At 65.1% G+C, this 16,627-nt stretch carries 16 protein-coding genes; 6 read left to right on the top strand and 10 right to left on the bottom strand.

Going from position 1 to position 16,627, the window contains the following annotated elements; all coding sequences use genetic code 11:
* The first annotated feature begins 4 nt into the window (after window positions 1–4).
* The gene (locus ACYQML_RS06965) at window positions 5–445 is read left to right on the top strand and encodes a hypothetical protein (protein WP_461235099.1); all 441 of its coding nucleotides are present in this window, start codon (window positions 5–7) and stop codon (window positions 443–445) included.
* Between the two features lie 3 nt (window positions 446–448).
* Here the strand turns inward: ACYQML_RS06965 and ACYQML_RS06960 are convergent, their stop codons facing one another.
* Window positions 449–1,348: a sigma-70 family RNA polymerase sigma factor gene (locus ACYQML_RS06960; protein WP_056428045.1), complete on the bottom strand. Its 900-nt coding sequence runs from the start codon at window positions 1,346–1,348 to the stop codon at window positions 449–451.
* Window positions 1,335–1,730 carry a hypothetical protein gene (locus ACYQML_RS06955; RefSeq protein WP_207410996.1) on the bottom strand — a complete coding sequence of 132 codons (396 nt, stop codon included), beginning with the start codon at window positions 1,728–1,730 and terminating at the stop codon, window positions 1,335–1,337. The genes ACYQML_RS06960 and ACYQML_RS06955 overlap by 14 nt, the downstream gene beginning before the upstream one ends.
* A 682-nt stretch (window positions 1,731–2,412) precedes the next feature.
* Between ACYQML_RS06955 and ACYQML_RS06950 the strand changes: the two genes are divergently transcribed.
* The 4 genes from ACYQML_RS06950 to ACYQML_RS06935 all read left to right on the top strand — a co-directional run bounded on the left by ACYQML_RS06950 (window position 2,413) and on the right by ACYQML_RS06935 (window position 7,049).
* Window positions 2,413–2,958, top strand: coding sequence for an RNA polymerase sigma factor (locus tag ACYQML_RS06950; RefSeq protein ID WP_461235098.1), 546 nt, complete (start codon window positions 2,413–2,415; stop codon window positions 2,956–2,958).
* Window positions 2,959–3,168: 210 nt separating this feature from the next.
* Entirely contained in the window at window positions 3,169–4,173 is a 1,005-nt protein-coding gene (locus ACYQML_RS06945) for a FecR family protein (protein WP_461235097.1), read from the top strand.
* Window positions 4,174–4,256: 83 nt separating this feature from the next.
* Entirely contained in the window at window positions 4,257–6,827 is a 2,571-nt protein-coding gene (locus tag ACYQML_RS06940) for a TonB-dependent siderophore receptor (RefSeq protein WP_461235096.1), read from the top strand.
* Window positions 6,828–7,049 (top strand): hypothetical protein, encoded by a 222-nt coding sequence (locus ACYQML_RS06935; protein ID WP_461235095.1) that lies wholly within the window; start codon window positions 6,828–6,830, stop codon window positions 7,047–7,049. It begins immediately after the preceding gene.
* A 302-nt stretch (window positions 7,050–7,351) separates the two neighbouring features.
* Here ACYQML_RS06935 and ACYQML_RS06930 read toward each other — a convergent pair whose 3' ends face one another.
* Together ACYQML_RS06930 and ACYQML_RS06925 are read right to left on the bottom strand one after the other, a co-directional pair.
* Entirely contained in the window at window positions 7,352–7,609 is a 258-nt protein-coding gene (locus ACYQML_RS06930) for an integrase core domain-containing protein (protein ID WP_461235094.1), read from the bottom strand.
* Between the two features lie 163 nt (window positions 7,610–7,772).
* Window positions 7,773–8,762 carry a zinc-dependent alcohol dehydrogenase family protein gene (locus tag ACYQML_RS06925; RefSeq protein ID WP_461235093.1) on the bottom strand — a complete coding sequence of 330 codons (990 nt, stop codon included), beginning with the start codon at window positions 8,760–8,762 and terminating at the stop codon, window positions 7,773–7,775.
* Window positions 8,763–8,888: 126 nt separating this feature from the next.
* Between ACYQML_RS06925 and ACYQML_RS06920 the strand changes: the two genes are divergently transcribed.
* Complete coding sequence (locus ACYQML_RS06920) at window positions 8,889–9,773, top strand: LysR family transcriptional regulator (protein WP_461235092.1); 885 nt, start codon at window positions 8,889–8,891, stop codon at window positions 9,771–9,773.
* 266 nt (window positions 9,774–10,039) lie between these two features.
* Here ACYQML_RS06920 and ACYQML_RS06915 read toward each other — a convergent pair whose 3' ends face one another.
* From ACYQML_RS06915 to ACYQML_RS06890, 6 genes are all read right to left on the bottom strand, one after another.
* Complete coding sequence (locus tag ACYQML_RS06915; RefSeq protein ID WP_461235091.1) at window positions 10,040–10,792, bottom strand: TerC family protein; 753 nt, start codon at window positions 10,790–10,792, stop codon at window positions 10,040–10,042.
* Window positions 10,793–10,942: 150 nt separating this feature from the next.
* Window positions 10,943–11,914 carry a tripartite tricarboxylate transporter substrate-binding protein gene (locus ACYQML_RS06910; RefSeq protein ID WP_311275917.1) on the bottom strand — a complete coding sequence of 324 codons (972 nt, stop codon included), beginning with the start codon at window positions 11,912–11,914 and terminating at the stop codon, window positions 10,943–10,945.
* Window positions 11,915–11,980: 66 nt separating this feature from the next.
* The gene (locus tag ACYQML_RS06905) at window positions 11,981–13,486 is read right to left on the bottom strand and encodes a tripartite tricarboxylate transporter permease (protein ID WP_461235090.1); all 1,506 of its coding nucleotides are present in this window, start codon (window positions 13,484–13,486) and stop codon (window positions 11,981–11,983) included.
* A 15-nt stretch (window positions 13,487–13,501) separates the two neighbouring features.
* Window positions 13,502–14,167: a tripartite tricarboxylate transporter TctB family protein gene (locus ACYQML_RS06900; protein WP_461235089.1), complete on the bottom strand. Its 666-nt coding sequence runs from the start codon at window positions 14,165–14,167 to the stop codon at window positions 13,502–13,504.
* A gap of 710 nt (window positions 14,168–14,877) precedes the next feature.
* On the bottom strand, window positions 14,878–16,011 hold the full coding sequence (locus tag ACYQML_RS06895) for an FAD-dependent monooxygenase (RefSeq protein WP_461235088.1): 1,134 nt from the start codon (window positions 16,009–16,011) through the stop codon (window positions 14,878–14,880).
* 144 nt (window positions 16,012–16,155) lie between these two features.
* Window positions 16,156–16,569 carry a DoxX family protein gene (locus tag ACYQML_RS06890; protein WP_419953591.1) on the bottom strand — a complete coding sequence of 138 codons (414 nt, stop codon included), beginning with the start codon at window positions 16,567–16,569 and terminating at the stop codon, window positions 16,156–16,158.
* Window positions 16,570–16,627 lie beyond the last annotated feature (58 nt).

The raw sequence follows: 16,627 nt of genomic DNA, 5'->3' as shown, positions 1-16,627 counted from the left end.
GCCGGTGGATGCGGCCTATATCTCGGCGCTGTCCGCGCTTGCGGGGTCGGCCATCGGCGCGATGGCCTCCTTCGCGACCACATGGTTGACGCAGCACAGCCAGGAGCGCGCGACGCTCCTGGTGCAGGACCGCGCGCGACGGGAGGCACTCTACGGCGAGTTCATCCGCGAGGCCTCGACCCTGTTCGGCGACGCCTTCGAGCATGACCTCGACGACTTGGCCAAGCTGGTCAACCTCTATGCCATCGTGAACAAGATCCGGCTCTTCGGAGAGCCGGAGACACTAGAAGAGGCTGAGCGTGTCATGCAGCGCATCGGCGAGACCTACTTCGCTCCCAACAAGGATCTCGCCGCTTTCTCGGACATCCGCCATGCCCGGGACCTCGATCCGCTCTGCGCGTTCTCGATCGCCTGCCGCAAGGAACTGGCAATCGCCCGCCGTTGAGGCTCAGTGAGACACCGGCGCTCCCGGCATCCCTCCGAACCGCATGGCCATCCGCTGGAGCTTGTCCGGATTGCGGGTGAAGTAGATGCCGACGATCAGTCCGGCCTGAATATCCAAGGCGACGGTCTGGAGCATTCCGCCCGGCTCCAGGCTGACATAGCCCGGCAGGCCATCGATCCAAAGGTCCTGCAGCTTTTGGGCATGCTGGATCCACGACTTGCGTGCGGCGCCCTCGAACATGCGCGTGACCTTGTCGATGCCGACGATGGGCCGTGGGAATGCATGCACCTTTCCGCCGCCGTCCGAGTGCACGACGACGGCATCGGCGAGCATGCTGCGCAGGGCCGCGACGTCGCCTGTCGCCGATGCTTCGAAGAAGGCTTTCGCGATCCGCGCACCCTCTTCCCTCTCGACCGGAAAGCGCGGGCGGGCGGACTGCACGTGCTTCCTGGCCCTCGCGGCGAGTTGACGAACCGCCGGCGGCTCACGCCGGAGCGTGACCGCGACGTCCGCGAGCGGGACCGCGAAGACATCGTGCAGGAGAAACGCGGCCCGCTCCAGCGGCGAGAGCCGCTCCAGGGCCAACATCAGCGTGAGTGTCAGGTCGTCGCCCGGGTCTTCGTCCGGGGCCATGGCGACGGGCTCGGGCAACCAGGTCCCGAAATAGGTCTCGCGCCGTACCCGCGCGGACTTCATGACGTCCAGGCAGAGCCGCGTGACCGTGCGTGACAGGAAGGCACCGGCCGAGCCGACCTCGGCATGGTCGACGCGCCGCCAGCGGAGCCAGGCGTCCTGTACGACATCCTCGGCCTCGCCGATGGACCCGAGCATGCGGTAGGCGAGCCGGACGAGCCGCACCCGCTCCTGCTCGAAGACGAGGGTCGGATCGTCAATGGTCGGCATGGCGGAACGACCAGATGCTGAGGGCGACCGCAATAAGCGCAGGAAGTGTCACCGCGGGGAAGTCGCGAGGCAGAACCTCCGGCCCGCAAATGCCGACGGCCACCTCCCAGACATGGAACAGCGCATGGCCCGAGAGCCAGGTCGCACCCATGGTCCAGAGCAGGACACGCGAGCCGGGTCTCACGACACCGTACACAAATCCCGACCCGATCAGCACGAAGATCAGGCCGATATCTCGCAGGAAGTGCTGATTGAACGGGCCTGTCGAGGTCACGCCCGGCACCGCGAAATACCAAGCCTCGGGTGCGGCGAGCATGGAGAGGCCGTTGCCGATCAATCCTGCGCCAAGAAGGCCAGCCAGCAGCCGAATAGCTTTGGTCATCGCACTCTCCCCACGTAACTGGTCAGTGTGGGTGACGACGCGCCAAGGCCGGATGTGACATGGGATGGGTCTTATCTCGACGCTTTCATCGGCGCCTTCGGTCTTGCACGGCGCACCTCAATGAATTCGAGTCGGCTGCGCTGATGTTCGAGTGTCAGGAAGCTTGAGCGTGCCGCGAAGAGATTCGGCCGCTGTAGCGCGGGCATGATCGCGTTGGCTTCGACCAGTGATTTCGATCGTTCCTGCGATGTCGGCAGGGGCAATGCGGCATCGAAGCAGTGTCAGGCATCCGGTTGCAAGGACGCCTCACCGCAGCCTGTTTCGACGTACAACGAAAGGACAATGGTGTTGGGCGGGACGGAGGATCTGCCTCCGAGAAGTGAGCGCAGGAGGTAAGGCGATGCGTCACTGTATGACATCACTCGGGGGCACACGGAGTAATTACCGCAAATCCATTTGCGCTCCGTACAATGAGCCTCCTCGGTGAGACGATCGAGGAGCGCATCGATGTCGTAGCTGCGTACGCTACCCGTATGGCGGCGGATTGATTATTTAATTGTATCAATTCTAATATTGATCACATCACTGCTCTGTGTGAATTGCCTCTTGTGTGTGTATCGGAATTTTGCAATCCGATCCTTTACGCGCATCTGTTCCAGGATGCTTTAACTCGGCACTCGAAATGCTCCGCGTTTCCCGAACGCAGTCCGAACAGGAGTCCCGGCTAGGCATACTTTATCGCACCCATCGCGAGGCACTTTTGCGGTTTCTCGGTCGGAAGGTGGGTGTTCACGAAGCCTCCGATCTCGCGCACGAGACGTTTCTTCGGGTGGCCCACGTCGCCCTGGACGATCCCCCGCTGCAGAACGAACGCGCATTCCTGTTCAAGGTCGCCGCGAACTTGGCGATCGATCATCGGCGAGCCGAAGCACGTCGGGCACGCCTGCTCAGCGCGGAGGACATTGCCGCCCATCTTTCGGTGCCGGATGACGCACCGGGACCGGACCGGGATGCCAAGGCACGTGCCGATCTCCGCCATCTGACGCAGGCGCTGTCCGAGTTGCCGCCTCGCCGGGCGACCGCATTCCGTCTCAGCCGGATCGAGGGCATGAGCCATGCGGCCATAGCCACGCATCTCGGTGTTTCACTCCGCACGGTCGAATCGGAGGTTCGGATGGCACTGGACCATTGCGCCGAGCGCCTACGGATCGGTCACCATGGACGCTGATTGCGGGGCGGCACGGGCGGAGGCGTCTTCCAACGTAACGGCCGGCAACCGAGGGGCTGTGTTGCAGAGTCATGCCAATAACCGGCGAAGGCTCCGAGCATGCGGCCGGATAGGCTGTCTAAGCCGCCGCTCCGGGAGAGTAGCCCTTGCACGTCACAGTCTGGGAATGCTCTTGCGGCGTGTCCACGAGGAGAAGGCACGAAGGCTATGATGGCCGGGGATCACGACCGGGAACTCGTATCCGGCGACGCGGCGGCTGTCGAACGGGAGGCTCGTGCCTGGATCGTGCGGTTGACGTCCGGGACGGCAACGCATGCCGATGCGGAGGCCCTTACCGCGTGGCGCACGCGGCCCGAGCACGATGCCGCTTTCATCGCGGCCTCAAAGCTGTGGCGCCAAGCCGGTATCGCGCTCCCGAAGCAGGTCGCACCTGCCCTTGTCCGCGAGGCACCACGTGACATCGCCCGTCGCCGGATACTCCGGGGTGCGGGGCTGGGCATCGCCTCGGCCTCCATCGCCGCGAGTGGGGCTGCCTTCCTGGCGAACTGGCCCGAACTGAGCGCGGATTTCCGAACCGGCACCGGAGAGGTGCGGACGATCGATCTGCCAGGAGGGGTCCGGATCGAGCTTGATGCCGAAACCGCCCTCGATTCCGGGACGGCTGAACCCGGCACTTTCGTCCTGCATGCGGGGGCCGTCGCCGTCACGGTCCCCGCCAATGCGCGTCCGATCTCCCTGACGGTCGGTCCGGCGCATGTGGCCACGCGTCCCGGAATGGCGACGGAGTTCGTCGTTCGCTGCCGTCCGGCCGAGGGGCTCACCGGCTGGACCGGCGGGACGGACGCCGAACTCTCCTGCCTCTCGGGCTCTGTCAAAGTGGTGGCGGAACCGGGCGCGCCGCCGACGGTGCTGGCCGCCGGCCAGGGGGTCGGCACGAAGCGTGGGGCGCGGGACATTCATTCCATCGACACGGCGACGACAGCGGCGTGGCGACGCGGCCTTCTCGTCTTCCGCGACACGCCGTTGTCTCAGGTCGTCAACGATCTCAACCGCTATCGCCCCGGTCGGATCGTGTTGGGCAGTTCGGCGGCCTCCGCCCGGCGGGTGACGGGCATCTTCCACCTGTCCCGTCCGGAGGAGGCACTCACGAACATCCGCACCGCCCTCGCTCTCTCCGAATTCAGGCTCGGCGACCGGCTCGTCATCCTGCGCTGACCCGTCACGGACTTTTCTTGCGGGGTGACGGGCTCCGCAGCGTCTCAGGAATCAGACGGGCGATCACGACCCGTCGCACAGCGGTGGCAAGCCGCCTTGAGACGATGGGGCTGATGACGGTGCGGCGTAGCAGACAAGACCGGGGACGGGACCAGTACCGGATGGCCATTGGATTGAGCGGTCTCGCGACATTGGTCGCCGTCATGCCGGCTCCGGCTTCGGCGGCGATCGAGCATGCCGGCCCGTCTGCAACGATGGGTCGGTTACATCTCGTCCAGGCATCGGCACTCATGCCGGCCCAGGACGCGGCGATCGACTTCGCCCTTCCCGCCATGCCCCTCGACGAAGCGCTCGCGGCCTATGGCGCGGCCAGTGGCGTTCAGTTGATCTATGACAGCAGCGCCACCCGACATCTGCGCTCGGTCGCAGTCGTCGGACGCTACGACCGTGCCGAAGGGTTGCGGCGGCTCCTGGCCGGCACGGGACTGACGCCCCAGTTCACCGCCGAGCGATCCGCCACCCTCCTACGCGTGGTGGCACAGGCCGGTATCGTCGCCCCGGATCAGGCCGGGGCCGTTGCCCTCGACATGCTGGAGGTGTCGGGCGAGAACGCCATCGGTCCCGTCCACGGTTATGTCGCCCGCCGCAGCGCCACCGCGACCAAAACCGGAACGCCGATCCTGGAGACCCCTCAGGCCATCAACGTGGTTGGGCGGAAGGAGATCGAGGACCGTCAGGCCCAGAGCGTCAGTCAGGCCCTGCTCTACACGCCCGGCGTGATGAACCAGTACGGCACGGATGTGCGCTATGATTGGCTCTACGTCCGCGGCTTCGTGCCGGGCCGCTACCTCGATGGATTGCGGTTGCCCTTCGGAGCCCGGGGCTACTCGCAACCGCGTGTCGAATCCTATGGTCTCGAGCGTGTCGAGTTGCTGAAGGGGCCATCGTCGGGACTGTATGGTCAGAATTCCCCAGGGGGCCTGCTCAACCTCGTGAGCAAGCGTCCGACGGCGACACCTCTTCGTGAAATCCAACTCCAGACCGGTAGTTTCGGGCGTGCGCAAGCCGCCTTCGACCTGTCCGGGCCGATCGATCCTGAAGGCAGGATCCTCTATCGGCTGACCGGTCTGGCCCGCACCACGGGAACGCAGCTCGACTATCTCGAGGAAGACCGCATCTTCATCGCGCCGAGCCTCACTCTGCGGCCGGATGCCGATACGTCCCTGACGATCCTGTCACAATATCTCAACATCGATTCGCCCGGCGGGGGAGCGCCTCAGGGCTTGCCCGCCCTGGGCACACTCTACGCGAACCCGAAGGGCCGCATCCCTACGAAACGCTTCATCGGAGAGCCGAATTACGACCGGTTCAAGCTGCAGCAAGGCTTCATCGGATACGCGTTCGAACATCGCTTCAACGACGTCTGGACCGTCCGGCAGAACCTGCGTTACTCGCATGTCGACGCCAATACCCAGCGTGTGCAGGCAATCGGCCTCGGCGCCGATAACAGCACGCTCTCCCGCTACGCCTGGGCCTTCCCGGAGAGGTCCGACCTGTTCAACATCGACAACCAGGCCGAAGCCCGCTTCTCCACCGGCCCCTTCGCGCATACGCTTCTCCTCGGCGCGGACTACCTGCGCGAGGATGCCCGGTACGATGAGTCCCAGCTACGGATCGTGCCATCCGTCGACGTGTTCGCCCCGGTCTATGCAGGCACGGTCACGCGTCCCCCGCTCGGAACGCGGATCACCCAGGGACGAAACCAGACCGGACTCTACGCGCAGGACGAGATCCGCTTCGGCGGCTTCCGCCTGACCGTCAGCGGGCGTCAGGACTGGGCCGACGCGGTGACCCGCACGACGAATGCCGCGACCGGCGCACTCACGCGAGTGAAACAGGATGACGCTGCTTTCACGGGCCGCGTCGGGCTGAGCTATCTGCTGGACGGCGGATTGGCCCCTTACATCAGCTACGCCACCTCGTTCCAGCCCACGGCCGGGACGAACCGCGCCGGTCAGCCCTTCGCACCGACGGAGGGTGAGCAGATCGAAGGCGGCATCAAGTTTCAGCCGCCCGGTACGAACCTCCTCATGACGGGAACGGTATTCGATCTGACGCAGAAGAACGTTCTGACACCGGACCCGACGGATTTCCGGTTCAATGCACAGACCGGCGAGGCCCGCGTCCGCGGCGTGGAACTGGAGGTCAAGGCAAGCCTGACCGAGAGTCTCGACCTGATCGCCTCCTACGCCGCCATGAACAGCGAGATCACCAAGGCGAATGCGAACGCGGCCGGGGCAAGCATCATCGGGAACGAACTCCCCTTCGTGCCCCAGCACCAAGCATCGGCTTGGCTCGACTACACGTTCCGAACGGGCGATTGGGCCGGGCTCGGTCTCGGGGCAGGCGTGCGCTACATAGGCGCCTCGGTGGGGGACAACGCCAACCTCTATCATATCCCGGTCGTCACCCTGGTCGACGCGGCCGTTCGGTATGATTTCGGCTACCGCTATCCAGCGCTGAAAGGCGTGGATCTCGCCGTCAATGCGACGAACCTGTTCGATAAGACCTACGTATCGACCTGCATCGCCGCGACCGGCTGCTTCTACGGCAATCGTCAAACCGTGCTGGCGACGCTGCGCTACCGTTGGTGAATGGCTGAAGAGGACCCAGTCCCAAGCAAAACGGCATTGCCGCTTTGCTTGGGACTTATCAAATTTTGCCTGCTGGCTGAATTTGAACATTTTGACGAAAGCGCAAAGATTATCTGCTTTGCGCTATTCGTTTGGCAAATCGCAGCAATCTGCGTTGCTGCACGCGATTATATCGGCATCCACGCGGCCGAATATCCCTCGTCATTGTTCAATGATGCCTAAACGTTGCAGTCGTTGGCCTGTATAGGAAACGAAGCGGCGAGGAACCATTTCGCACACGATGCGATCGTCGGCGCAGGCCCCGTTTGCGTAGGCCGGCGGGACGTAGGCGACGCCAGCCTTCCCAGACATCGTAATGCGCTGCCACCAAGACAGCGCGACTTAGAAGTCGGTCCGCTCGGTAGTGAAGTACTGGCCATTTTCGACGATGCTAGGATGCGCCGCCCAACTTGAATATGGGAGCATCCTCCGTAATCGGCACCATTGCGCCACGGCCTGCCCCATCTGGTGGCCCAAGTACAAAGTTAGCGCATCAGCGGCCGTGTGACGATGGCGGGGCGAGCGAACGGCGCTGAGCTGCTTGGCTCTTCTGACCAGATGACGACCTCTGGCGCTGGCGGGTGGCAGCCGACCGACGAGTGTGGACGGATGCTGTTGTAGCGCCTCCGCCATAGCTCGATCACGACGCTGGCCTCCTTGAGTAATCGGCAGATGAATAAGCTGGCAGAACGAGCCCGGGCCGAATTGGGCTGCTGGATGGTTAGCCCAGTCGTCGCAATCATCCTGGACGTCCGCAAGCGGACGCGTCCCCCATAGGCGGCCCTACCGAGCCCTCGCGCCGCGGCTAGAGCTGCGCCCGATCACGTTGGGTCGGGACACATCTCTAAGCCTCTGTTTGCCGCGCTCCTTTTCGCTGAACCGGCATCCACTTCGGCGGAGAGCGCTCTAGACCGTAACGACGATCTTTCCGATCTGCTCGTTGCTTTCCATGAACCGATGCGCCTCGGCGATGCCATCGAGTTTGAAGGTTTTCGCGATGACTGGCTTGAGTGCCCCTGACGCGAGGCCCTCGACGATATACACTTTGGCCTTCCGAAGACGCTCCGGGTCCTGGGTGATCTCGAAGAGTTGGTAGCCACGCACGGTGAGGTTCTTGCCGAGCAGCGACAGGACCGGGATCGTGATGGGCGTGGTGTCGAGCGCGCCGTACTGAAAGAAGATCCCGAGGGAGCTCAACGCCTCAAGGATCTTACCGGCCTCCGGTCCGCCGACCGGGTCGAAGGCGACGCGAGCGCCCTTGCCGTCCGTGATCCGCCTCACCTCGGCGACGAGGTCCTGCTCCTCCGTGGCGATGACATGGGCGGCACCATGGGCCAGGAGTTCGTCGCGCTTGTTGCTGCGCCGGGTCAACGCAATGGGGATGGCGCCAAGCGCCTTTGTGATCTGAATGGCGGCGAGCCCGACGCTGCTGGACGCAGCGCGGATCAGCACCGTCTCGCCGGCCTTCACGTCCGCGATGTCGATCAGCGCGCCGTAGGCGGTCGTGAACATCATCCAGGCGGCGGCCGCCTCCTCCCAGGACAGCGTCTCCGGGTGCTTCACTACACCGGTGGCCGGTGCGTTCACGAGTTCGCCGTGCAGGCCGTACTCCCCCAGCATGAAGCAGGGAATTACACTGACGGCATCGCCCAGCGCGAGGCCATCGACGTCCGGTCCGAGAGCTTCGACGGTGCCGGCGGCCTCGTACCCGAGGATGGCTGGGAAGGTCGGCTCGGTGACGTACTGGCCGGTCCGGAACATCACCTCGGCGCGGTTCAGACCCATCGCCTTGACCCGGATCTGGACCTCGCCGGCCTTCGGCGCCGGTACCGCCACGTCCTCGACCTTGAGGACCTCGGGGCCCCCGATTTCATGGAAGCGTACGATGCGCGTCATGGGTTGTTTCCTGTCGTGGGCGCCATTCCCGCGGATCGCGGATGGGCTGGTGTCTCGAACCTAAGGACGGGCGACTGCTGCGATAACCTGCTAGTTTCTGCGCGCGGTGATGAATGGAAGTGAACAATGCGCGCGAGCGAGCTCGGTGAGATGTCGACCTTCCTGGCCGTTGCCAAGCATCGCAGCTTCCGGAAAGCCGCAACTGAGCGTGGCGTCGCTTCCTCCGCTGTCAGCCATGCAATCCGCAGCCTTGAGGAACGCATCGGCGTTCGGTTGCTACAGCGCACGACCCGATCCGTTGCTTTGACCGACGCAGGCGAACGCTTTCTCGCCGAACTCGCACCCGCCTTCGACCAGATCGCGAGGGCTCAGGAGAGCCTGAACACCTTCCGGGAGACGCCGTTCGGCATGGTCAGGATCAACCTGCCAACCTCGATTGCCCCCTTCCTGCTGCGCGACGTCCTGGTTCCGCTGACCGAGGGAAATCCGGGTCTGCACCTGGACGTCGTGTCCACAGACCGCTTGGTCGACATCGTCGAGGAAGGTTTTGACGCCGGCATCCGGTTCGGCGAAGTGCTATCCCGCGACATGGTTGCCATCCGGATTGGCCCGGTGCAGCGTCTCGTCGTGGTGGCTTCGCCGGATTACCTGAGCAAGAACTCTCGTCCAGAGCATCCACGGGACCTCGCACGGCATACCGGCATCCGATACCGCTTCCCCAGTGGCAAGATGTTCAACTGGCGGTTCGAGCGCGACGGCGAGGCCATCGAGGTCGAGGTCGATGGTCCTATCACCCTCGACGACCAGCAACTGATGATCGAGGTGGCCGCCAAGGGAGGCGGCCTCGCCTACGTCTGGGAGGATCGCGCCAGGCCGCACCTCGACGCCGGGACACTGGTCCTGTGCCTGGAGGAATGGTGCCCCGTGAAGGGAGACCTGTTCCTCTACTATCCGAGCCGACGGCATGTCTCCGGAGGTCTTAGGGTCTTGATCGACCGCATGCGGATCTGATCGAACGATAGCCGACTGACGGCAAACCACCCGACCTTACCGTTGAGCGAACCGGCGGTTGGTGATTGAAAACAACAACACCCCGCCCAAGCTGGTGACGTTGACCACCTGAGTTACCGTAGTCTTTACCTTACGGCCAAGCGCATCAGCCCTGCGCCTTGAAGACGAGGCTTTTCTCATATCGGCGATCTGTCGTGCTGACGCCGGAGACAGTCGTGCGATGCACCGGAGAGGTGACGCGAAGCTCTTTCTTTCTCGTGCTTCTTTCAAGTCCCGAGCATGTCCGCCTCTGCCCTGCCCACGGCCGCTGCCTGTTGCTGCGCGACGGCCCTGTCGGATCTGCGCTTGAGACGGAGGCCGATGGCAATGACGAGGGTAGCGCCGAGCACACCTATCGCGTGCGGGACCAAGCCCTGCAGGGTTGGGGGCATGAGCGCGACCATGTGCTCTTGAACGAGCCGATCCGTCGCGATCATCTCGCCGGCCACCCAACCCAACAGCCCGCCGCCGAACCAAATCAGGATCGGGAACCGGTCGATCAGCCGGGTGATCAGGCTGGCGCCGACCACAAGCAGCGGTACCGAGAGAGCCAGGCCGATGATGAAGAGTTCGTCGTGTCCCTTGGCGGCGCCCGCCACAGCGACGACGTTGTCGAAGCTCATCACGGCGTCGGCCACCACGATGGTCCAGATCGCCTTGGGCAGGCTGGAATGCTCCTTGATGGCGCTCTCATCTTCCTCCTCGCCGCGCACGAGCTTGACCGCGATATGCAGCAGGATGAGGCCACCGGCCACCTTCAGCAGGGGCACCGCCAGCAACTGCGAGATGATGACGGCGAAGAAGATCCGCAGCAGAGCCGCCGCGAAAGCACCTGCGAATACGCCGATCCGCCGCTGCCGCTCGGGCAGGCCGCGGCAGGCCATGGCAATGACCACCGCATTGTCGCCCGACAGGATGATGTCGATCCAGACGATCTGCAGGAGCGACAACAGGAAGGAGGAGGTGAGGTAGGATTCCACGTCGAAAACGCCTCTGCTGCTCCGGCTCGGCGAAGCGATCGAGCACTGGGCAGGTGCCCACTATCCCGCCTGCACATGCGCAGACGGGCACCTCGGATTGTCGGCAGAGCCGGCAATCCCCCCAAGGAGATACCGGCTCTGATCGCGGGTTCAGGGATTGGCTTCGACGGCGGAGCGGAGCACGGGGGTCCACCGCGCCACCTCGCGTTCGACGAGCGCCTGCAGAGCGTCCGGGCCGGCCTCGGCATCCTTCGGCACCGTGCCGCCGAGATCGAGGATGCGCTTCGTCGTGCCCGGGTCCTTGAGCGCCGTCGCGAGAGCCGCCACGAGCTTGGCCCGGACATCCGCCGGCAGGCCTTTCGGCGCGAACACGGCGTTCCAGGCGCTGACCTCGTAGCCGGGCAGGCCGGCCTCCTTCGTCGTCGGCACGTCGGGCAGGCTCGGGGAACGCTCGGGCGTCGCGATGGCATAGGCCTTGATCGTGCCGCCGGCGATCTGCGGGGCGACGTTGACGATCTGATCCGTCATGAAGTCGACCTGGTTCGCCATCAGGTCGTTCAGCGCAGGCCCCGTGCCGCGATAGACGACGAGCGTGGGTTTGGCGCCGGTGAGCGAGTCGAAGAGCACGCCCGTCGAATGCGAGACCGAGCCGACGCCCGCATGGGCCTGGTTTATCGAGGGGCCGCCCGCCTTGATCGCCTCGATGAAGCTTTTGAGATCCTGCGCCGGGAAGCCCTTCTTGGCGACGATGACGATCGGCGTGCCGGCGGCGAGGCCGATGGGATCGAAGCTCTTGGCCGGATCGTATTTCAGGCCTTTGAACAGGGCCGGTGCCGCGCCATGCGTGCCCATGTGGCCCATCATGATGGTGTAGCCGTCGGGCGAGGCCTGTGATGCACGGGTGATGCCGGTGGTGCCGCCGGCTCCGGTGACGTTCTCGACAACGACCTGCTGGCCCAGCGCGCGGGACATAGGTTCGGCGACGATCCGCGCCACCACGTCGGTCGGTCCACCGGCCGCGAAAGGCACCACCATGGTGATCGGACGCTGGGGATAGGTATCGGCTGCAGCGCTGACGGCGGCGAGCGCCGACAGGAGGCCGATGGCGAGAGCCCTTCTCATATTCCTCATCCTTTTCGTTTCTGGTTATCGTGTCCGCCGTCGAAGGACGCCGAGGCGTCCGCTCCGTCAGGCCTCCGTGAACACCTCGTCCCGGCTTCGCCGCAGCGAGGGCAGCAGCGCCGCCGCCAGGATGGTGAAGGCGACGAGGAACAGCACCGCGCTGACCGGGCGCTCGAGGAACACCAGGGCGTCGCCGCGCGACAGGGTGAGGGCACGGCGCAGGTATTCCTCCATCAGCTTGCCCAGGACGAAGCCGAGTAGCAGCGGCGCGGGCTCGAAGCCGAACTTGATCAGCCCGTATCCGAACACTCCGAAGGCCGCGATCAGCATCACGTCGGTGGGCAGGGAATTGATCGAGTAGATGCCGATCGAGCAAAACATCAGGATCGCGGGGAACATCAGCCGGTAGGGCACCTTCAACAGGCGCACCCAGATGCCGACGAGGGGCAGGTTGATGACGAGGAGCATGAGGTTGCCGATCCACATCGACGCGATCATGCCCCAGAACAGGTTGGGGTTCTTGGTCATCACGCCGGGCCCCGGAACGATGCCGTGGATCGTCATCGCGCCGACCATCAGCGCCATCACGGCGTTCGGCGGAATGCCGAGGGTAAGGAGCGGGATGAAGGCCGTCTGCGCCCCGGCATTGTTGGCGCTCTCCGGACCAGCCACCCCTTCGATGGCGCCGCGCCCGAAACGGCTCGGATCGCGAGCGAGCCGCTTCTCGATCGTGTAGGAGGCGAAGGGGCCGAGGACGGCACCATTGCCGGGCAGGATGCCCAGGATCGACCCGATCGCCGTCCCGCGCAGAGCCGAGGGTGCGGCCTGCCGAAGATCCGCGAGACTGGGCAGCAGGCGGCCGATCCGCGCCCGGGCGATCTCACGGGTCTCGGTCTGGTCGAGGTTACGCAGGATCTCGGCGACCCCGAACAGGCCCATCGCCAGGACCGAGAAATCGACGCCGTCGGTGAGGAAGACGACGCCGAAGGTCATGCGCTCCTGGCCGGTCTCGAGGTCGGTGCCCACGGCGGCGAGCAGGATTCCGACCAGGATCATGGCCACGGCCTTGAGCACGGAGCCGTGTGCGAGGACGACGGCGAAGGCGAGCCCCATCACCATCAGGGCGAAGTACTCCGCGGGCCCGAAGATCAGCGCGAGGCGCGTCAGCGGTGCGCCGAGCGCCGCGATCAGCAGCGTGGCGACGGTGCCGGCAAAGAACGAGCCGATGGCGGCGATGCCGAGGGCTACTCCGGCCCGCCCCTGACGGGCCATCTGGTGCCCGTCGAGGGTGGTGACGACCGACGTCGCCTCACCGGGGATGTTGACCAGGATTGCCGTGGTGGAGCCGCCGTATTGCGCCCCGTAATAGATCCCCGCGAGCATGATCAGGGCGCCGACGGGATCGAGCCCAAAGGTGATCGGCAGGAGCATCGCGATGGTGGCGATCGGGCCGACGCCGGGCAACACGCCGATCAGGGTGCCGACGAGACAGCCCAAGAAGCACAGCGTCACGTTCTGCAGGCTCAGCGCGACGGCAAAGCCGAGGCCGAGATTGGCGAGGAGATCCGTCACGTGCCGCGCTCCCGATCAGATCGACATCGTGTGCGGCGCGACTTCGATCCGACCTCGGTGGGTGGAGCGGCGCTGCATGGCGAGCAGGCCGAGTCCCGCAAGGGCGAGGGCGCCGGCCCCGAGCCTCAGCATCACGCGCGACGGGATCGTGCCGCTCGCCGCCTCGATGAGGACGGTGGGAAAGATGGGGATGGGCAGGTTGAGCAGGTCCCCGAACAGCATCATGCAACCGGCGGTGAGAAGCAGGGCCAGGATCAGAAGTTCGCGAAATCGCGCTTCGGGTGTGGCGTAGCCCCCGATGATCACCGCGAGCGGTCCCGCGATGATCAGGCCGAGGCCGGGACTGGCGACGGGGCCGAGGGAAAAGGGACGGATCGTGACCGCGAAGGCGAGGATCGCCAGCACGACGGTGACTGGGCCGCGCAAGCCGAAGGTCTGGAGGCCAGCGCCTTCACGGACGAGCCCCGTCAAGGCCAGCACGCCGCCGCAGATGGCGACACCGATCGCGACCCAGTGCGGCAGCATGCCGGGCCCCATGGACCCGAGGGTGCCCCGTGGCAGATCGCTTGCGGCCCAGATGCCAAACATCCCGAGCAGAACCAGCGCGATGCCGGCCACGAAGCTCTGCGGCGCACGCACGATGGACCTTGTCCGCCGCACGCCGTCGGATGCGTCACTCATCGTTTCTCCCCTACGCGCGCCGCCTTCGTTCTTCGGGCGGTCGTCGCAGCGATAGTCAGATCACATGTGTTCCGACGAAGCGTATCCTCGAGGACGGCCTCTGCGCGGTCTGGGCAGCTAACGCTTTCGCTCACACAGAAAAGATAGACTTGAAATCATAGGATCGCCCCTATTGATCGTTGTCAAGAGGCTATGCCCTGAACCGAAACCTCTAAAAGTGGCCATGCGTTAACAATCAACTTGTTTTGCAATCCGATCTCGCGGAGTGAAGCTACGCGGCAGGGCGCGCTTTAATCCATGCTCACCGAAAGATTTTGAGTGAGCGGGCTTCGTTCAACTGTGACCGCTTCCCGACCCGATGGTTCGGCGAAGTCCGCAAAGCAGTCGGATTGTGAAACACCATCGTCGGGTCGATCGGAAACTGCGGCTACAGGTTTCCTTCCGCAGCCGATCCATCCGGACACTCACTCCAGCCTTCGGGCCATCGTTTTTCCATGAACGGTCCCTCTCGTGCGAGCCGAGCCATGCGCCGTCTAGCGTGGCTCATCCCCGCATAGGATCGGCATCGCCTGGTTCGCACCGATCACGGTCGTTAGCGGGCCGGCATATTCGTCTGTCCCGAGGACCAGCGTCCGGGAACGTTCTCCTGGTTCCCACGGTCGGGGGTACGACCCCTCATCAGGGGAAGGATGAGATCGCCGGAGCCAGCCTCAGGCTGACACTGGCGTGCGGAGCGGGGAGTACGTGGCACGGTAGCTGCGCGGGCCGATCACGGGAAGCAGGAGGTTTCTGGCCCAGCCCGGCATCCGCGCGGTGCGGGACAGGCGATCGGTCATGGCCTGGACATGGGTCACGCGAGGCCGGCGCAGCGCTTCGTAGTGTGCACCCACCGTGCCCCAGTCCGTTCTCTCCGCCAGCAGAGCGCTCAGCACGAGCGCGTCTTCCAGGGCGAGGGCGGCGCCCTGGGCCCAGACCGGCGCGGTCGCGTGCGCGGCATCTCCGACCAGCACCACCCGGTCCCGGTTCCAGCTCGGAACCCGAACCTCTTCGAGGGGGGAGTGATAGAGCCCGCCCGGCTCGGCCAGAACCACATCGAGGGTGTCGCGGACGAGACGCGGGAACGACGCGAAGGCAGCGCGCGAGGCGGCCAAGTCCCGCCCCTGTCCGGCAGCCTTGAAGACGGAGACCCAGCCATAGACCTCGCCCCGGCCGACGGGGATGAGCAGGAACAATCCGCCCGATCCCGCCCAGAGTGTCCAGGCGTCGAGGCCCGGATTCGGCGCCATGAAGCGCCAGCTCGCCGGGGCCAGCATCGCCGCGTCGAGCGCACGATCGCCGAATGTGCTGCGTCGGACCCGCGAATGTACCCCGTCCGCGCCGACGAGCAGCCCCCCGGTTTCGACACTTCCGTCCAGGCATTCGGCGGTGACACCGTGCGGCCCCTGCCTGACGGCGGCGACCTCGCATCCGCTTCGGATGTCGTCCGGCTCGAGGTCGAGCGTCAGAAGGCGCAGCAGGTCGGCGCGACGGAGACAATGAGGCCGTGCCGCCTCGCCCCAGAACGCCGTCTCGTCGACGGCGAAGAGGAGGCGCCCGCTCTCGGTACGGTATTCGCGCCGCTGAATGGGTGCGCCGACCCTGCGCAAGGCGTCGCCCAGGCCGAGTTGGCCGAGAGCCTGGACCGCATTGCCCGGCAGGTTGATGGCGAGGCCCGCATCCGCCGGCTCTCCACGCCGCTCCAGGGTGAGCGAAGGCAGCCCGCGCCGCCGCAGCGCCCGCCGCATGGCGAGGCCCGCGATGCCGCCACCGGCGATGAGAACTCGATCCTCTTCGTCTCTGGCCATACGACTTCGCAATCCTCTTCGCTTCTGCTCAATGCCAACGGGAAGGCTCGGCCAACGGGAAGGCTCGCGATCCTCCTTCTCGAGAATGAGCACCCAGAACGGATGATGCGAAGCGCTCTCGGAAAAGACCAGATCAAGTCAAGATCAGGACCAGTGGCGGCGTTCGGGTCGCGACGCGTTTATCAAGGGCATCGCGGCAAACTCCGCATGACGGGCATAGGCGAGCCCGGCAAGCGCAATCAGCAGCAGGAGCGGAGGAAGCATCGTCGCGGCAGGATCACCCGCATACCAGTGGCTGCCGACGGCGCCGGCCATCAGGATGGCGAGCAGTGTCGCTCCGGCTGCGGTGAAGCCGCGAACCCAGAGCAATACCGCGCCGAGCAGTTGCAGAGCCCCGATCACGTACATGAACCAGAGCGGGTAGCCGAAGCGCTCGAAGCCGGCGACCTCGAAGGGCAGTGCGGCAAACTTCATGCCGGCCGCAGCTGTGAAGATGAGCGTCAGTATCGCGCGCGCAATGAAGCCGCTGAATCTCTTTCGATCCCATGTCTGTGCCATTGCGGTTCCCCCTGTCCAAGTAGAGCTGTCCCCGCCGATACGGTGCTGGACCATGACC

The sequence above is a fragment of the Methylobacterium sp. CM6244 genome (assembly GCF_054817885.1).
The sequence above is the reverse complement of the archived record's forward strand: the minus strand, read 5'-3'. Positions and strand labels throughout refer to the sequence as shown.